The sequence below is a fragment of the Streptomyces sp. TAA486 genome (assembly GCF_000426165.1).
Genome location: NZ_KE384504.1, coordinates 68,311 through 83,902, shown reverse-complemented (window position 1 = coordinate 83,902; position 15,592 = coordinate 68,311). Strand labels below are relative to the sequence as shown.

At 70.0% G+C, this 15,592-nt stretch carries 14 protein-coding genes; 8 read left to right on the top strand and 6 right to left on the bottom strand.

Annotated features, from left to right (window positions below):
- Positions 1-520 precede the first annotated feature (520 nt).
- The gene (gene bagB, locus I004_RS37065; RefSeq protein WP_078511938.1) at positions 521-1,984 is read right to left on the bottom strand and encodes an ATPase BagB; all 1,464 of its coding nucleotides are present in this window, start codon (positions 1,982-1,984) and stop codon (positions 521-523) included.
- A complete protein-coding gene (gene bagA / locus I004_RS0130070; protein ID WP_028438505.1) occupies positions 1,981-2,955 on the bottom strand; it encodes an ATPase BagA in 975 nt (324 codons plus the stop codon). Before bagA ends, bagB begins: the two co-directional genes overlap by 4 nt.
- A 44-nt stretch (positions 2,956-2,999) precedes the next feature.
- Here bagA and sp36 point away from each other — a divergent pair, with 44 nt between their 5' ends.
- The 4 genes from sp36 to I004_RS0130050 all read left to right on the top strand — a co-directional run bounded on the left by sp36 (position 3,000) and on the right by I004_RS0130050 (position 5,542).
- On the top strand, positions 3,000-3,158 hold the full coding sequence (gene sp36 / locus I004_RS39290) for a Sp36 family protein (protein ID WP_106965479.1): 159 nt from the start codon (positions 3,000-3,002) through the stop codon (positions 3,156-3,158).
- Positions 3,155-3,628, top strand: a complete 474-nt coding sequence (locus I004_RS0130060) for a RidA family protein (RefSeq protein ID WP_028438504.1) — start codon at positions 3,155-3,157, stop codon at positions 3,626-3,628. The genes sp36 and I004_RS0130060 overlap by 4 nt, the downstream gene beginning before the upstream one ends.
- Positions 3,629-3,734: 106 nt before the next feature.
- Entirely contained in the window at positions 3,735-4,715 is a 981-nt protein-coding gene (locus tag I004_RS0130055) for an NUDIX hydrolase (RefSeq protein ID WP_028438503.1), read from the top strand.
- Complete coding sequence (locus tag I004_RS0130050) at positions 4,712-5,542, top strand: MBL fold metallo-hydrolase (protein WP_028438502.1); 831 nt, start codon at positions 4,712-4,714, stop codon at positions 5,540-5,542. Before I004_RS0130055 ends, I004_RS0130050 begins: the two co-directional genes overlap by 4 nt.
- A 104-nt stretch (positions 5,543-5,646) precedes the next feature.
- Here the strand turns inward: I004_RS0130050 and I004_RS0130045 are convergent, their stop codons facing one another.
- A complete protein-coding gene (locus tag I004_RS0130045; RefSeq protein WP_028438501.1) occupies positions 5,647-6,321 on the bottom strand; it encodes a Crp/Fnr family transcriptional regulator in 675 nt (224 codons plus the stop codon).
- Between the two features lie 336 nt (positions 6,322-6,657).
- Between I004_RS0130045 and nth the strand changes: the two genes are divergently transcribed.
- From nth to I004_RS0130030, 3 genes are all read left to right on the top strand, one after another.
- Positions 6,658-7,734, top strand: a complete 1,077-nt coding sequence (gene nth / locus I004_RS37060; RefSeq protein WP_078511937.1) for an endonuclease III — start codon at positions 6,658-6,660, stop codon at positions 7,732-7,734.
- Between the two features lie 113 nt (positions 7,735-7,847).
- Complete coding sequence (locus I004_RS0130035) at positions 7,848-8,459, top strand: NUDIX hydrolase (RefSeq protein WP_051345645.1); 612 nt, start codon at positions 7,848-7,850, stop codon at positions 8,457-8,459.
- 108 nt (positions 8,460-8,567) lie between these two features.
- A complete protein-coding gene (locus I004_RS0130030) occupies positions 8,568-9,767 on the top strand; it encodes a MarP family serine protease (protein ID WP_028438499.1) in 1,200 nt (399 codons plus the stop codon).
- A 369-nt stretch (positions 9,768-10,136) separates the two neighbouring features.
- Here the strand turns inward: I004_RS0130030 and I004_RS0130025 are convergent, their stop codons facing one another.
- From I004_RS0130025 to acs, 3 genes are all read right to left on the bottom strand, one after another.
- Positions 10,137-11,075 carry an alpha/beta fold hydrolase gene (locus I004_RS0130025; RefSeq protein WP_028438498.1) on the bottom strand — a complete coding sequence of 313 codons (939 nt, stop codon included), beginning with the start codon at positions 11,073-11,075 and terminating at the stop codon, positions 10,137-10,139.
- 108 nt (positions 11,076-11,183) lie between these two features.
- A complete protein-coding gene (locus I004_RS0130020) occupies positions 11,184-11,669 on the bottom strand; it encodes a phage holin family protein (protein ID WP_028438497.1) in 486 nt (161 codons plus the stop codon).
- Between the two features lie 289 nt (positions 11,670-11,958).
- The gene (gene acs, locus I004_RS0130015) at positions 11,959-13,926 is read right to left on the bottom strand and encodes an acetate--CoA ligase (RefSeq protein WP_028438496.1); all 1,968 of its coding nucleotides are present in this window, start codon (positions 13,924-13,926) and stop codon (positions 11,959-11,961) included.
- Positions 13,927-14,333: 407 nt separating this feature from the next.
- Here acs and I004_RS0130010 point away from each other — a divergent pair, with 407 nt between their 5' ends.
- Positions 14,334-15,527, top strand: coding sequence for a lipoprotein (locus I004_RS0130010; RefSeq protein WP_037978476.1), 1,194 nt, complete (start codon positions 14,334-14,336; stop codon positions 15,525-15,527).
- Positions 15,528-15,592 lie beyond the last annotated feature (65 nt).

Sequence of the window (15,592 nt, the reverse complement as noted above, 5' to 3'; positions counted from 1 at the left end):
CCGCTGGCCGTAAGGCAGTTGAGCGGTGCCGACGCACCGCCGTGCCATGCGCGTACCGCGGGGGTCACTCGCACCACACGCTTCCCGCGGGCTCCCACTCCTGCTGCCCGACGTGCCGCGACGCACCGCTCGTACCGCTCGGGTCGATGAACTCCCGGGCGGGAGGTGCGGCGCGCGGCTCTGTGCTGCCTGCTGAGCTGAACGCCGGGCGTTATGCCGTCTCTGCACGCCTGTACACCGCCATGCCTGAACAAGGCCATGCCCGTTCGATGTGCGCAGCGCACCGCGCGGGTACGTCGCGGCGATACGGCAAGTACGGGCATTCCGCGTATCGCTGCTGCGTGTGAGTGCAGGGCACGGTTCTCTTGCGGGCTCTGTGACCCACGCGACGGAAGTGCGTTCCCGCGGCCTCGTTGACCGCCTCACGCCTCACGGACGCCGGAAGAGAACCGGCACCCGCGGCAGGTGAGCACGGATCGGGGATCAAGCACGGTTCGGGGATCAAGCACGGTTCGGGGGATCAGGCCGCAGGCGGTCGGCCCGGCGCGTCCAGAAGTTGCGGCCCGTTGGCGAGCAGCTCACCGATCGTGCGCAGCCCGGCCAGGTCGTGCACGTCGCCGGCCAGCGCCTCCACTTCGGCCACCGGCACCTCTGGGTGGAGCGCGGCGAAGCGGTCGCGCGTGCGCCGCTCGCGGCTCAGCAGGCGCATGCGTTCGGCATGCAACCTCAGCAGCGCGGCGGCAAGTTGCTCCGTCTGACCGAAATGCCCGTCCCGTCCCGTCGACTCCTCTGCGGATTCGGGCCGCAGGGTGGAGTCCGGGACGGCATCCTCTCCGGTTTCCAGGTGCTCGTCCGCGACGGTGGCGTCCGACGAGCCACGCCCGGGGGAATGGGCGCTGTGTCCCCTTCCCTTCCCGTGCCCTCGATCGACAATGCCGCCGTCTTCAAGATTTTCCGCGAGGGCCAGCGCCCGCTCCGCGCCGATCACCGAGGCACCGCTGGCGTGCACGCGGTTGAGCACGAGCCCGGCCAGCGGCATCTGCTCCTCGGCCAGGCGCTCCACGAAGTACGCGGCCTCGCGCAGCGCGTCCCGCTCCGGGGCCGCCACCACGAGGAACGCGGTTCCGGGCGCCTGAAGCAGCTTGTAGGTGGCGTCCGCACGTGTACGGAAGCCGCCGAACATGGTGTCCATCGCGGCCACGAACGTCTGCACGTCACGCAACAGCCCCGTACCGAGAAGCTTGTTGAGCGCCCCGGTGAACATCGACAGCCCGGCCATGCCCAGATTGACGACCTTCATCCCGGCCCGCCCGCCCGCCTTCGCCGGCGCCATGAGCATCCTGATGAACCGGCCGTCCAGGAACGAGCCCAGCCGCTTCGGCGCGTCCAGGAAGTCCAGCGCGGAGCGCGACGGCGGAGTGTCCACGATGATGAGGTCCCACTGTTCCCCTCGGCCCTCCGGGCCTGGGGAGGCCCCCACGGAGCGCAGCTGGCCCAGCTTCTCCATCGCCATGTACTCCTGCGTCCCCGCGAAGCCCGCCGACAGCGACTCGTAGAACGGGTTGTCCATGATGGCGCGTGCGCGCTCGGGCTCCGCGTGTGCCTCGACGATCTCGTCGAAGGTCCGCTTCATGTCCAGCATCATGGCGTGCAGCTCGCCGCCGGCCGTCTCGTCGACGCCCGGAACGGGACGCGGGGTGTTGTCCAGTTCGGTGAGCCCCATGGACTGTGCGAGCCGCCGTGCGGGGTCGATGGTGAGGACGACGGTCTTCCGGCCGCGCTCCGCCGCACGGACGCCCAGTGCTGCGGCGGTCGTCGTCTTGCCGACGCCGCCCGATCCGCAGCAGACGATGATCCGTGTCTCCGGGTCGTCGATCAACGGGTCGACGCGCAGCGCCACTTCGGAGGCCAGCGGATTGCCGGCGTGTGCGGTGTGCTCGCCGCCGCCCTTACGCGTCCCGGTGTCCGTCCTGCCTTCGGTCATGACGTCTCCTGGCGTGGTGGCAACTGGTCGCGCAGGTCCGCCGCGAGCTGGTAGAGCCCGGCGAGTTCGACGCCTTCGGGCAGCAGCCCGAGTTCGTAGACGGGCATATCCAGCTTCGCCAGTGCGGAGCGCTGCTCCTGCTCCAGCGCGACGCGTTGCGCGTGCTCGTGTGCCTGTTCGATGAGCGGCTCGACGAGCCGGTCGGCGCGGGCGAGGCCCGCACGCGCCAGGGCGTCGGCCAGTTCACCGCCGGGACTGCGGTCGGCGTTCTGCAGCAGTTCCTCGTCCAGCAGATGCGGCCGCACCATGTTCACCAGCGCCGCCCCGACGGGCAGACCGGCCTCGCGGAGCTCCGCGACCCCGTCGACGGTCTCCTGGACGGGCATCTCCTCCAGCAGCGTCACCAAGTGCACAGCCGTCTCCGGGGACTTGAGCACGCGCATCACGGCCTGGGCCTGGTTGTGCACGGGGCCGACCTTGGCCAGCCCCGCGACCTCCTCGTTCACACCGAGGAAGCGGGTGATGCGGCCGGTCGGCGGCGCGTCCATCACCACTGCGTCGTACACACGTCGTTCGTGCTTGTCCCGGCGGCGTACGGCCTCGCACGCCTTACCCGTCAGCAGTACGTCCCGCAGGCCGGGCGCGATGGTGGTCGCGAAGTCGATCGCGCCCAGCTTCTTCAGCGCCCGTCCGGCGCTGCCCAGCTTGTAGAACATCTGGAGGTAGTCCAGCAGCGCCCGTTCGGGGTCGATGGCGAGCGCGTGGACCTCGCCGCCGTCGTGCGCGACAGCGATCTTCCGCTCGTCGTAGGGAAGCGGCTCCGTCTCGAAGAGTTGAGCGATGCCCTGCCGTCCCTCGACCTCGACGAGGAGCGTGCGCCTCCCTCCGGCGGCCAGGGCCAACGCGAGTGCCGCGGCGACCGTCGTCTTGCCGGTGCCGCCCTTGCCTGTGACAACATGCAGCCTGCTCACTCCCGGGAGCCTAACCAGCATTGCGACGGACTACCCTCTGCCCCATGACGAAGTGGGAATACTCGACAGTGCCGCTGCTCGTGCACGCGACCAAGCAGATCCTGGACACCTGGGGAGAGGACGGCTGGGAACTCGTCCAGGTCGTCCCGGGCCCGACCGGTTCCGAGCAACTGGTGGCATATCTCAAGCGGGAGAAGCAGTGAGCAGCGTCGAATCCCGGCTCGCGGAGCTCGGCATCACGCTGCCCGAAGTCGCCACCCCCGCCGGGGCGTACGTTCCCGCTGTGCGCAGCGGACGGTACGTCTACACGGCCGGCCAGGTTCCGTTCGTCGACGGCAAGCTGCCGTTGACGGGCAAGGTCGGCGGAGAGGTCACCCCGGAGGAGGCCAAGGACCTGGCGCGTACGTGCGCGCTGAACGCCCTGGCGGCCGTCGCCTCGGTGGCGGGCGGACTCGAGCGGGTCGTACGGGTCGTGAAGGTCACCGGGTTCGTCGCCTCCGCCCCGGACTTCACCGCTCAGCCCTCCGTGATCAACGGTGCGAGCGAGCTGCTCGGCGAGGTCTTCGGCGACAAGGGTGTCCACGCGCGCAGCGCGGTCGGTGTCGCCGTACTGCCGATGGACGCGCCGGTCGAGGTCGAGGTCCAGGTCGAGCTGGCCGACTGGCCGGGGTGAACGCACAGGTGCGGTGACGGAGTTCACGAAGCCCTGACCTGTGCCTTCGCAGGCAGCAGCGCCACCACCCGGCGACGCGGGGCGAGGTGACCCGTAGCATCCGTCCATGTCGTCATCCACGAACGGTCAGTGGTACCCACGGGACTGGCCGGAGCGCATCCGCGCCCTGGCCGCGGGCGAGATCACGCCCGTGGCTCCGCGCCTGGCCGCCACGGTCATGCTGCTGCGTGACGGCGGCGGGGCGGCGGAGGGTCCCGAGGTGCACATGCTGCGCAGGAGTACGTCCATGGCCTTCGCCGGAGGCGCGTACGCCTATCCCGGCGGCGGCGTCGATCCGCGCGACGAGCACTGGGGCGGCGGCGACCGCAGGCCGGGCGAGGGCTGGGCCGGGCCCTCCCGCAAGGAGTGGGCCATGCGGTTCGGCACGGACGAGGCCACCGCCCAGGCCATCGTCTGCGCGGCGGTCCGCGAGACCTTCGAGGAAGCGGGCGTGCTGCTCGCGGGCCCGGACGCGTCCAGCGTCGTCGACGACACGACCGGCGAGGACTGGGAGCGGGACCGGAGGGCGCTCGCCGAGCACGAGCTGTCCTTCGCCGACTTCATGGCGCGCCGCGGGCTGGTGCTCCGCAGCGATCTGCTCGGCGCCTGGGCCCGCTGGATCACACCGGAGTTCGAAAAGCGCCGCTACGACACGTGGTTCTTCGTCGCCGCGCTGCCCGAGGGCCAGCGCACGCGCAACGCCTCCACCGAGGCGGACCGCTCCGTGTGGATCCGTCCCGACGAGGCCGCGGCGGGCTACGACGGCGGCGAACTGCTGATGATGCCGCCGACGATCGCCATGCTGCGGCAGCTGGCGCCCTACCAGACGGCGGCCGCGGCGCTGAACGAGAGCGCACATCGCGATCTGTCCCCGGTGCTGGCGAAGGCGCGCATGGAGGGCGGGCACGTGGTGCTCAGCTGGCCGGGGCACGACGAGTTCACCAAGCGGGTCGAGGTGCCCGCCCCGGAGGGCGACGACGGGGGCGCGGCAGGAGCCGGCGACGGCACCGCGGACACCCGAGGCGCCGGAGGGGACGGCCCCACATGACGGATGCCGCCTCCCTGCCGGGTCAGCCGCGCGGCGGTGTGCTCAGCGGTCAGGCCACCGCGCGCGCCCACTGCGTCCTCGCGCCCAATCCGTCCGCCATGACGCTGGACGGCACCAACACCTGGATCGTCGCCGAACCGGACTCCGATTCCGCCGTCGTCATCGACCCCGGACCGCTCGACGAGGGCCACCTGCGCCACGTGATCGACACCGCGGAGAGCCTGGGCAAGCGCGTCGGCCTGACGGTGCTCACCCACGGCCACCCCGATCACGCGGAGGGCGCGGCACGCTTCGCCGAGCTGTCCGGCACATCCGTACGGGCCCTCGATCCCGCGCTGCGCCTGGGGGACGAGGGCCTGGCCGCCGGTGACGTCGTGAGCACGGGCGGGCTGGAGATGCGCGTCGTGCCCACGCCCGGGCACACTGCGGACTCGCTCTGCTTCCACCTGCCCGCCGAGGGGGCGGTACTGACGGGCGACACGGTGCTCGGCCGCGGCACGACCGTCGTCGCGCATCCCGACGGGCGGCTCGGCGACTATCTGGACTCCCTGCGCCGCCTGCGATCGCTGACCGCCGACGACGGAGTCTCGACGGTGCTGCCGGGGCACGGACCGGTGCTGGAGGACGCACAAGGCGTCATCGACTTCTATCTCGCGCACCGCGCCGATCGTCTTGCCCAGGTCGAGACCGCCGTCGGCGAGGGCTATCGCACGCCCTCGGAGGTCGTCGGGCACGTGTACGCCGACGTCGACCGTTCGCTGTGGCCGGCCGCCGAGCTGTCCGTACGCGCACAGCTCGCCTACCTTCGGGAACGGGGCGCGGCATAGCCGGGGGTCCGGCCGGTGCGGGAGGCCGACGGCACCAGCGGCATGCGTAAGGGGCGCCCTCCGGAGAGGACGCCCCTTACGCGTTGTTCCAGCGGTCCAGCGGTTCAGCGACTCCGCTTGGCCAGCCGCTCGATGTCGAGCAGGATCACCGCACGGGCCTCCAGCCGCAGCCAGCCGCGGCCCGCGAAGTCGGCGAGCGCCTTGTTCACGGTCTCGCGGGACGCGCCGACGAGCTGCGCCAGCTCCTCCTGCGTGAGGTCGTGCACGACGTGGATGCCCTCTTCCGACTGCACGCCGAAGCGGCGCGAAAGATCGAGCAGCTGCTTCGCGACGCGGCCGGGGACGTCGGAGAAGACCAGGTCGGACATCGAGTCGTTGGTGCGGCGCAGCCTGCGGGCGATGGCCCGCAGCAGCGCGGAGGCCACCTCGGGACGTACGTTCAGCCAGGGCTGGAGATCGCCGTGGCCCAGGCCGAGCAGCTTCACCTCGGTCAGGGCCGAGGCCGTCGCCGTACGCGGACCGGGGTCGAAGAGGGAGAGCTCGCCGATGAGCTCGCCGGGGCCCAGCACGGCCAGCATGTTCTCCCGGCCGTCAGGGGAGGTCCGGTGGAGCTTGACCTTCCCTTCGGTCACTACATAGAGACGGTCGCCCGGGTCGCCCTCGTGGAAGAGGGCCTCACTTCGCGCGAGCGTGGTCTCCGACATGGAGGCGCGCAGCTCAGCGGCTTGCTCCTCATCGAGCGCCGCGAAGAGCGGGGCGCGCCGCAGAACGTCGTCCACGAGTTCTCTCCTTGTCGACCTAGCCCAATGGGGTCCCCAGGGGCCTCACAAGGCTCCCACGGGCCGAGGGGCGGCGTCTCCCCAGGCCCCAGGGCGGCCTCAGGTCCGTGAGGGCGAGGGGACATCGAACCCAATGATGCCGGACGGTGAAACAGTGCGATCAATCACAAGTTTGACTCACGTCCCCCGCGTTCCCGAAGGCAGGGGGCCGATCGGGCCGGGAATTGCCTTCGTGCGGGGCGGATGTCAGCGGGCCCCTCTACGCTGGCCGGGTGTCAGTTACCCCCGTGATGCCCCGGTGAGCGCACGCAGAGCGGGGCCGTGCGGGTGACCGCGATGGGAGATTCCGCTGTGGGCGAACAGGAGCCCCTCAACAGGGCAAGCCGGACAAAGGGGTCCGATGCTGCCCCGGCCGCCGATGCGGCGGTGGCCGCGGGGAACACCGGCGAGCCCGCGAAGAAGGCTGCCGCCGGTAAGCCTGTGAAGAAGGCCGCGGCCGGCAAGGCGGCGGCCGGAAAAGCCGCGTCCGCGAAGACCGCCTCGAAGAAGGCCACTGCACAGAAGACGTCGGCGAAGAAGGCCGGCCCCGCCCCGAAGAAGGCGTCCGGGAAGCCCGAGTCCCACCTCGCCAAGGTCCGCCGTGCCCGTCGCATCAACCGTGAGCTGGCCGAGGTGTACTACTACGCGCACCCCGAACTCGACTTCGAGAACCCCTTCCAGCTGCTGGTCGCCACGGTCCTCTCCGCCCAGACGACGGACCTGCGGGTCAACCAGACGACGCCCGCGGTCTTCGCCGCCTACCCCACTCCCGAGGACATGGCGGCAGCCGACCCGGAGAAGCTGGAGGAGCTGCTGCGTCCCACCGGGTTCTTCCGTGCCAAGGCCAAGTCGGTGCTCGGCCTCTCGGCGGCTATCCGCGACAGGTTCGACGGTGAGGTGCCGGGCAACATAAAGGACCTGGTGTCGCTGCCCGGCGTCGGGCGCAAGACCGCGTTCGTCGTGCTGGGCAATGCCTTCGGCGTCCCCGGCCTGACGGTCGACACCCACTTCGGCCGTCTCGTCCGCCGCTGGAAGCTCACCGAGCAGACGGACGCGGAGAAGGTCGAGGCCGAGATCGCCGAGATCATCCCGAAGAGCGAGTGGACGATGTTCTCGCACCGGACGATCTTCCACGGCCGTCGCATCTGCCACTCCCGCAAACCGGCCTGCGGTGCCTGCCCCATCGCGGAGCTGTGCCCGTCGTACGGGGAGGGCGAGCTCGACCCGGAGAAGGCGAAGAAGCTGCTGAAGTACGAGATGGGCGGACTGCCGGGCCAGCGCCTGAAGCCACCGGCCGACTACCCGGGGCGTCCCGCTCCCCCGCTCGGTGCCAACGGCAGCAACGGGATCGGCGCCGCCGGGGCCGCCCGGTGACCCGTCCACCGACCAGTTCACGTCCGACCGCTGCCTGCGACGACTCTCCCGCCGGCCCTCGGATCCACTTCAGCGACCGTGGTCTGCCGGGCTGGCTCGCGCCGGTCGCCACGATGGCGGCCTCGGTCGAGCCTCGCCAGCTGAGCCGCTTCCTGCCGCCCGCCGACGGAGCGGGCCGGCCTTCGGCGGTGCTCGTGCTGTTCGGTGAGGGAGCCGAGGGGCCTGAACTGCTGCTCATGGAGCGTTCGTCCAGCCTCCGCTCGCACGCCGGCCAGCCCTCCTTCCCCGGCGGTGCCATCGACCCGGAGGACGGCGACCCGGATGGTGAGGGGCGGCTGCGGGCCGCGCTGCGGGAGGCCGAGGAGGAGACGGGCCTCGATCCGTCAGGCGTGCAGATCTTCGCGACGCTGCCGGCGCTCTACATCCCGGTGAGCGGGTTCGTCGTCACACCCGTCCTCGCATGGTGGCGGCGACCCACGCCCGTCGCGGCGATGGATCCGGCCGAGACGGCACGGGTCTTCACCGTCCCTGTCTCCGAGCTGACCGATCCGGACAACCGCGCGATGGCTGTCCACCCCTCCGGATACACGGGCCCGGCGTTCAGCGTGGGGCCCGCCCTGGTGTGGGGCTTCACGGCGGGGGTGATCGACCGGCTGCTGCACTACTCGGGCTGGGAGAAGCCCTGGGACCGCGAACGGCGAGTCCCGATCGACCGCAGCGCATGACTCAGGAGCGCGCCGGCCGTCCCGTCGGCCGCCTCACCAGGGCCGCGGCGCGCGTTCGTACCGACCGCGGCGGACCTCCCCCTCCATCCTCATGAGACGGTGGCTCCCGTGAACGCGCTGGACTTTGTGCTCCTGCTTGCAGCCATCTGGTTCGCCGTCATCGGTTATCGGCAGGGTTTCGTCGTCGGAATCCTGTCCGTGGCCGGTTTTCTGGGCGGCGGACTCTTCGCGATCCTCGTGCTGCCACCGCTGTGGAACGGACTGACGGACGGCACTCCGCCCGGGGCGGTCGGTGTGATCGCGGCGGTCGTCATCGTCATCGTCTGCGCGTCGGTGGGCCAGGCGTTCACCACCCACCTCGGCAACAAGCTGCGGCAGCACATCACCTGGTCGCCCGCACGAGCCGTGGACGCGACGGGCGGCGCGCTCGTCAACGTGCTGGCGATGCTGCTCGTGGCGTGGTTCATCGGCTCCGCGCTGGCCGGCACGTCGCTGCCGACGGTCAGCAAGGAGGTGCGCAACTCCAGCGTGCTGCTGGGGGTTTCGCGCGTGCTGCCGCCGCAGGCCGACAGCTGGTTCAACGACTTCTCCTCGACGCTCGCGCAGAACGGGCTCCCGCAGGTCTTCTCACCCTTCTCCAACGAGCCGATCCGGGCCGTGCCCGCGCCCGATCCGAAGCTGGCGAAGAGCCCCGTCGCGGCAGAGGCAAGGCGCAGCATCGCAAAGGTCGTGGGCAGCGCGACGCGGTGCGGAAAGGTGCTGGAGGGCACGGGCTTCGTCTTCGGCCGCCACCGGGTGATGACGAACGCCCACGTGGTGGGCGGCGTCAAGGAGCCGACGGTGCAGATGGGCGGCGTGGGCCGCATCCATGACGCGCGGATCGTCCTCTACGACCCGAAGCGTGACATCGCCGTCCTGGACGTTCCGACGCTCGAAGCCCCCGCGCTCGAGTTCGCACCCAAGGACGCGGACCGGGGAGACGGCGCCATCGTCGCGGGCTTCCCGGAGAACGGCGGCTTCGATGTTCGCTCGGCGCGCGTACGGGACCGGGTCGACGCGGACGGCCCGGACATCTACCACCGGGACAGGGTCCGCCGCGACATCTACTCCCTGTACACGACGATCCGCCAGGGCAACTCGGGCGGTCCGCTGCTCACACCGCAAGGCAAGGTCTACGGCGTCATCTTCGCCAAGTCGCTCGACAACTCCCGTACGGGGTACGCCCTCACGGCGGACGAGGTCCGCAGCGACGCTCGGCGCGGCCGGGCCGCGGAACGGCAGGCCGACAGCCAGGGTTGCGCGATGTGAGTGCGTGCCGGTGCGCAGCCTGCGCCGACGCGCGATACAGGACGTGCGGCGGGGGCGGGAGGGTGAACGACTTCAGCCGCGCGAGTGCCGCAACCTTGCTCCGACCCAGCGTGCTCTTCGGCTGAGCAGACTGGGAATTCCGGGCTCGGTGCCTTCGCCGAGTCTCTCGGATCGTAAGCGCCACATGCGTTGCCCGGGGATCAGTCCCCTCCGCTCGCTGCGGCCACCTGCCTGGTCACGGTAGTCGTGTGTCCAGCCCATACATCGAACTCTGCCCCGTACCGTGGCGCGTAACCGTCTGACGGTCCATCAAACGCCTATGCACGCGGCACGTGTTGCCCGTGTTGACGGCGTATGCGGGCGATGCGCTCAGCGGTCGGGCTCGGGGTCCTTGAGCCAGCCGATGAGTTCCGCGGAGAAGCCCGCAGGGTCCTCCTCGTGCGGCCAGTGGCCGATGCCGTCGAACAGCCGCCAGCGGTACGGCGCTTCGACGTACTGCCCCGATCCGGCCGAGCTGCGCGTGCGCAGCACAGGATCCAGCGAGCCGTGCATCTGCATCGTCGGCACCCGCACGGGCCGCTTCATGCGGCGGTTGAACTGGAAGCCGTCCGGCCGCGCCATCGACCGCACCAGCCAGCGGTAGGGCTCGACAGAGCAGTGCGCGGTGGACGGCACGCACATCGCCTGCTCGTACCGTGCGACCGCCTCGTTCGCGTCAGGCTGCTCCAGGAGGCGCGGTCCGGCCCAGTCACGTACCAGCTTGCCGACCAACTCGCCGCCGTTGGCGGTGAGTTGGCGCTCGGGGACGAACGGTCGCTGGAAGCCCCACACATAGGAGCCGGCCGCGGTCTGACGCATGTCCTTCAGCATGGCCGCCCGCCAGCGCCGCGGGTGCGGCATCGAGGAGACGGCGAGACGCCGTATGAGCTTGGGCCGCATCACGGCGGCGGTCCAGGCGAGATAGCCGCCCAAGTCGTGCCCCACGAGCGCCGCGTCGGCCTCGCCGAGCGACCGGATGACACCGGTGACGTCGAGGGCCAGGTTGGCCGGGTCGTAGCCGCGGGGCGTCCGGTCGCTGCCGCCCACACCGCGCAGATCCATCGCAACGGCACGGAATCCGGCGTCGGCCAGCGCCGTCAGCTGGTGCCGCCACGTCCACCAGTACTGCGGGAAGCCGTGCAGCAGCAGTACGAGAGGTCCGTCACCCATCTCAGCGATGTGGAAGCGGGCTCCGTTCGCGGCCACATCCCGGTGCGTCCAGGGGCCTTCGGGACGGATCAGGTTCGCTGGACCTGCTGGATGGGTCATGCCGCCGAGCCTGTCACACTCTGGGCGGCGTCCATGCCGCGCTCGTCCGCGGGGACGCGAAGCGGGAGACCGTCCGGCGTGCGGGCACCACCTCCCGGTCGCGTGGCCTCACGCGACCGAGGTGCTCTTCGGCTGCTTCTCCGGCCGCCTGCCGTTCTGTTCGGGAGCGGTCTGCTCTGCGGCGACGGCCCGCGTGCGCGGATGCGGCTTGGCGCGCGAGAGCACCGAGGCCGTCTCCTTCGCGGAGGCGATCGACTTCTCCGGGGGCTTGATCCGCTTGAACTTCCGCAGCGCAAGCAGCAGAAGGATGAGCGCGACGACGATGTACGCGCCCCCCACGATCAGGAACGACCAGGCCAGTCCGAGGCCCAGATTGTGGATCCCGTAGGCCGCGGCGAAGCTCAGGACGGGCAGCGAGAAGAGCAGCAGCACCCCGGCGACCGTTGCCGCGCCGCCGCCCACGATGCCCCGCTTCACGTCCTGCCTGATCTCGGCCTTGGCCAGCGCGATCTCGTCGTGCACCAGTCCGGACAGCTCGGCGGTGGCAGCCGCCACCAACTGGCCGAGACTGCGGCCGTCGTCGGCAGAACTCATCGTGTCTCCCTCTCCGTCTCTGCGTCGGTCCCGGACGGAGGCCCGGTCATCGGCCTTCGACCGTCCCGCCCCGTCCGTCCGATCATGCCGGACCATCGTGCGGCACGTGTGCCCAGGAGGCCACTACGACAAGCTCCGTCGGAGGTCCCGGTGTTGACGAAGCGTACGTCCGGCGGCGATCCGTGGGTGAGAACAGGGGAGAACAGGGGGAGGGGCACCCGGCGGTGCCGGATGCCCCTCCTCAAGGACCTGACGTCTCCCGTACGTCCTTGATACCGCTGTACGCCGGTCAGTCCTCGCTCGCCGCGCTCGGCAGCTTGTCCTGGATGAGCTCCATGACGGAGGAGTCGGTCAGTGTGCTGACGTCTCCGAGCGCACGGTTCTCCGCGACGTCCCGCAGCAGCCGCCGCATGATCTTGCCGGAGCGGGTCTTGGGCAGCTCCGCGACCGGCAGGATCTTCTTCGGCTTGGCGATCGGGCCGAGTTGCTTGGCCACGTGCGCACGCAGCTCCTCCACCAGGCCGTCGTCCTCGGCGTTGGCCGAGCCGCGCAGGATGACGAACGCGCAGATCGCCTGGGTCGTCTGCGGGTCCGTCGCGCCGACGACCGCCGCCTCGGCGACCTTCGGGTGCGAGACGAGCGACGACTCGACCTCGGTCGTCGAGATGTTGTGCCCGGAGACGAGCATCACGTCATCGACGCGGCCGAGCAGCCAGATGTCTCCGTCGTCGTCCTTCTTGGCACCGTCGCCGGCGAAGTACATGTTCTGGAAGCGCGACCAGTAGGTGTCGAGGAAGCGCTGGTCGTCGCCCCAGATCGTGCGCAGCATCGACGGCCAGGGCTCCGTGAGCACCATGTAGCCGCCGCCGCCGTCAGGCACCTCGTTGGCCTCGTCGTCCACGACCGTCGCGGCGATTCCCGGCAGCGGCCTCTGCGCCGAGCCCGGCTTGGTCTCGGTGACGCCGGGCAGCGGGCTGACCATGACGCCGCCGGTCTCCGTCTGCCACCAGGTGTCGACGATGGGCGTGCGGTCGCCGCCGATGTGGTGGCGGTACCAGATCCACGCCTCCGGGTTGATCGGTTCGCCGACGGAGCCGAGGATCCGCAGCGACGACAGGTCGAACTTGGCCGGGATGTCGTCTCCCCACTTCATGCAGGCGCGGATCGCTGTCGGGGCGGTGTAGAGGAGGGATACGCCGTACTTCTGGACGATCTCCCACCAGCGGCCCTTGTGCGGGCTGTCCGGGGTGCCCTCGTAGAGCACCTCGGTGGCACCGTTCGCCAGCGGCCCGTACACGATGTAGGAGTGGCCGGTGACCCAGCCGACGTCCGCCGTGCACCAGTACACGTCCCGGTCCGGCTTGAGGTCGAAGACGGCGTGGTGGGTGTACGCGACCTGCGTCAGGTAGCCGCCGGTGGTGTGCAGGATGCCCTTCGGCTTACCGGTGGTGCCCGAGGTGTAGAGGATGAAGAGCGGGTGCTCGGCGTCGAAGTTCTCCGGCGTGTGCTGGTCGCTCTGGCGGTCGACGACGTCGTGCCACCACACGTCGCGCCCGTCGTTCCAGTCGATGTCGTCCTGTCCGGTGCGCCTGACCACCAGCACGTTGCGGACCTTTTCGGTACCGGGCCGGGTGAGCGCCTCGTCGACGGCGGGCTTGAGCGCGCTGGCTCCGCCCTTGCGGTAGCCGCCGTCGGCGGTGATGACGACGCGGGCGTCGGCGTCCTCGATGCGGGTGGCCAGCGCGTCGGCGGAGAAGCCGCCGAAGACCACCGAGTGCGGGGCGCCGATGCGGGCGCACGCCAGCATCGCGACGACGGTCTCCGGGATCATCGGCAGGTAGACGGCGACGCGGTCGCCCGCCTGCACGCCCAGTTCCGTCAGCGCGTTCGCGGCCTTGGAGACCTCGCGCTGGAGGTCGGCGTAGGTGAGGCTGCGGGAGTCGCCGGGCTCGCCCTCGAAGTGCAGGGCGACCCTGTCGCCGTTGCCCGCTTCGACGTGCCGGTCCACGCAGTTGTACGCGACGTTGAGCTTGCCGTCCTTGAACCACTTGGCGAACGGCGGGTTGGACCAGTCGAGGGTCTCGGTCGGCTCAGTACCCCAGCTCAGGCGGCGTGCCTGCTCGGCCCAGAAGCCCAGCCGGTCAGCCCTCGCCTGCTCGTACGCCGCTACGGTGACGTTGGCCTGAGCAGCCAGATCGGCGGGCGGCGGGAACCTCCGCTCTTCCTTGAGCAGATTGGCCAGGCTTTCGTTGCTCACGACATCTCCCTTTCCCAGGGTGTCTGTTGTGTCCCGGCCCAAGGTCCGGATCGTGCCGGGACCTTGGACTCCGGGCCTAGCTCATCAGCCGTCGCGCCCTTGTGACAAGAGCTTGCGGCGAAATTGGTTTAGACCTGTCATGGACGCGCTCGCCCGTCACTGAGGCCCGCCCTGGCGCGTGTGATGCCGCACGTGAAGACCCGGTGCCGCTGCTTCGGTGAGTGCGACTCACTATGCGCCCGACGGGTGAAGAAATCACTCCATGGCTTCACCCGAGTTGCCCGCTCTGTCCGAGATGCGAGTTTTGAGTCACGTACCGGAGTTGATCCGTTACGGAGCGACATCGACATGGGTGAGGTGATCCGATGACAGCCACGCGACGGTGGCTCGTGGGTATATCGGCGGGAATGGCGCTCACTGCAGTGATGAGCGGCTGTGCCGGTGACACCACACGCAGCCCGGAAGGCCAAGGCCGCTCGGCCCCCGAGGAGAAGCCCGAGCTGCAGGCCCGCGTCATCGGGGACGGTTCGACCTCCATAACCGGCCGGCAGCCCAACCAGCCGGTCCCCAGCAAGCTCCGCAAGGGCAAGAAGCCGCCGCAGTTCGTGGTCTTCTCCTGGGACGGAGCAGGCGAGGACGGCAAGAAGCTCTTCTCGCGGTTCCGCAAGGCGGGCAAGCGCTACGGCGCATCGCAGTCGTTCTTCCTCAGCGGCATATACGCCCTCCCCGAGGCCAAGTCCCGCCGCTACTCGCCCCCCGGCCACTCCGTAGGAGCCTCCGACATCGGCTACCTCAAGGACGAGAACATACGGGCCACCCTTCGCGAGGTGCGAAAGGCATGGCTCCAGGGGAACGAGATAGGCACCCACTTCAACGGCCACTTCTGCGGCCCCGCGGGTGTCGGCAGCTGGTCCGCGGACCAGTGGAAGAGCGAGATACGCCAGGCCAAGTGGTTCGTGAAGAACTGGAAGACGACCACTGGCTTCAAGCGCGAGGACCCTCTTCCCTTCGACTACGACAGGGAACTCATAGGCGGACGCGCCCCCTGCCTCCAGGGCCAGGAGAACCTCCTCCGGGCGGCCCGGCAGATGGGCTTCCGCTACGACTCCAGTGGCAACGGGACCCAGGTCTGGCCCGGCAAGAAGGGCGGCCTCTGGGACGTACCGCTGCAGGAAGTCCCCATGCCCGGGAGGAAGTTCCAGACCCTCTCCATGGACTACAACTTCCTGGCGAACCAGTCGGGAACCGTCCATGGACCGTCCGAGAAGCACGCGGCCTACGGCCGTCAGATGCGTGACGGCCTGATGAAGGGCTTCGAGCGCGCCTACAAGGGCAACCGCGCACCGATGATCATCGGCAATCACTTCGAGAACTGGAACGGCGGCGTCTACATGGACGCTGTCGAGGACGTCATGAAGTCGGTCTGTCAGAAGCGCCAGGTGCGCTGCGTCTCGTTCAGACAGCTCGTCAACTGGCTCGACAAGCAGGACCCCAAGGTGCTGGCCAAGCTCCGCACCCTCGGGGTCGGCGAGCGGCCCAAGGGCGGCTGGGACTCCTACCTCAAGAAGCACACGCGGACCACGAAGCTGCTCTCCGACTGACGGGAGCACGCCTCGCGCTCCCGCGCGGCGGGCACGGCCGTGGACGGCGGTTCCTCAACCTCCGT

Excerpts from the sequence above, each read along its gene's own strand:
- sp36 (WP_106965479.1), top strand. The coding sequence starts at position 3,000 with ATGACGAAGTGGGAATACTCGACAGTGCCGCTGCTCGTGCACGCGACC.
- I004_RS0130025 (WP_028438498.1), bottom strand. The coding sequence starts at position 11,075 with ATGACCCATCCAGCAGGTCCAGCGAACCTGATCCGTCCCGAAGGCCCC.
- nth (WP_078511937.1), top strand. The coding sequence starts at position 6,658 with ATGGGAGATTCCGCTGTGGGCGAACAGGAGCCCCTCAACAGGGCAAGC.
- I004_RS0130035 (WP_051345645.1), top strand. The coding sequence starts at position 7,848 with ATGGCGGCCTCGGTCGAGCCTCGCCAGCTGAGCCGCTTCCTGCCGCCC.
- I004_RS0130050 (WP_028438502.1), top strand. The coding sequence starts at position 4,712 with ATGACGGATGCCGCCTCCCTGCCGGGTCAGCCGCGCGGCGGTGTGCTC.
- I004_RS0130010 (WP_037978476.1), top strand. The coding sequence starts at position 14,334 with ATGGCGCTCACTGCAGTGATGAGCGGCTGTGCCGGTGACACCACACGC.
- bagB (WP_078511938.1), bottom strand. The coding sequence starts at position 1,984 with ATGACCGAAGGCAGGACGGACACCGGGACGCGTAAGGGCGGCGGCGAG.
- I004_RS0130020 (WP_028438497.1), bottom strand. The coding sequence starts at position 11,669 with ATGAGTTCTGCCGACGACGGCCGCAGTCTCGGCCAGTTGGTGGCGGCT.
- I004_RS0130055 (WP_028438503.1), top strand. The coding sequence starts at position 3,735 with ATGTCGTCATCCACGAACGGTCAGTGGTACCCACGGGACTGGCCGGAG.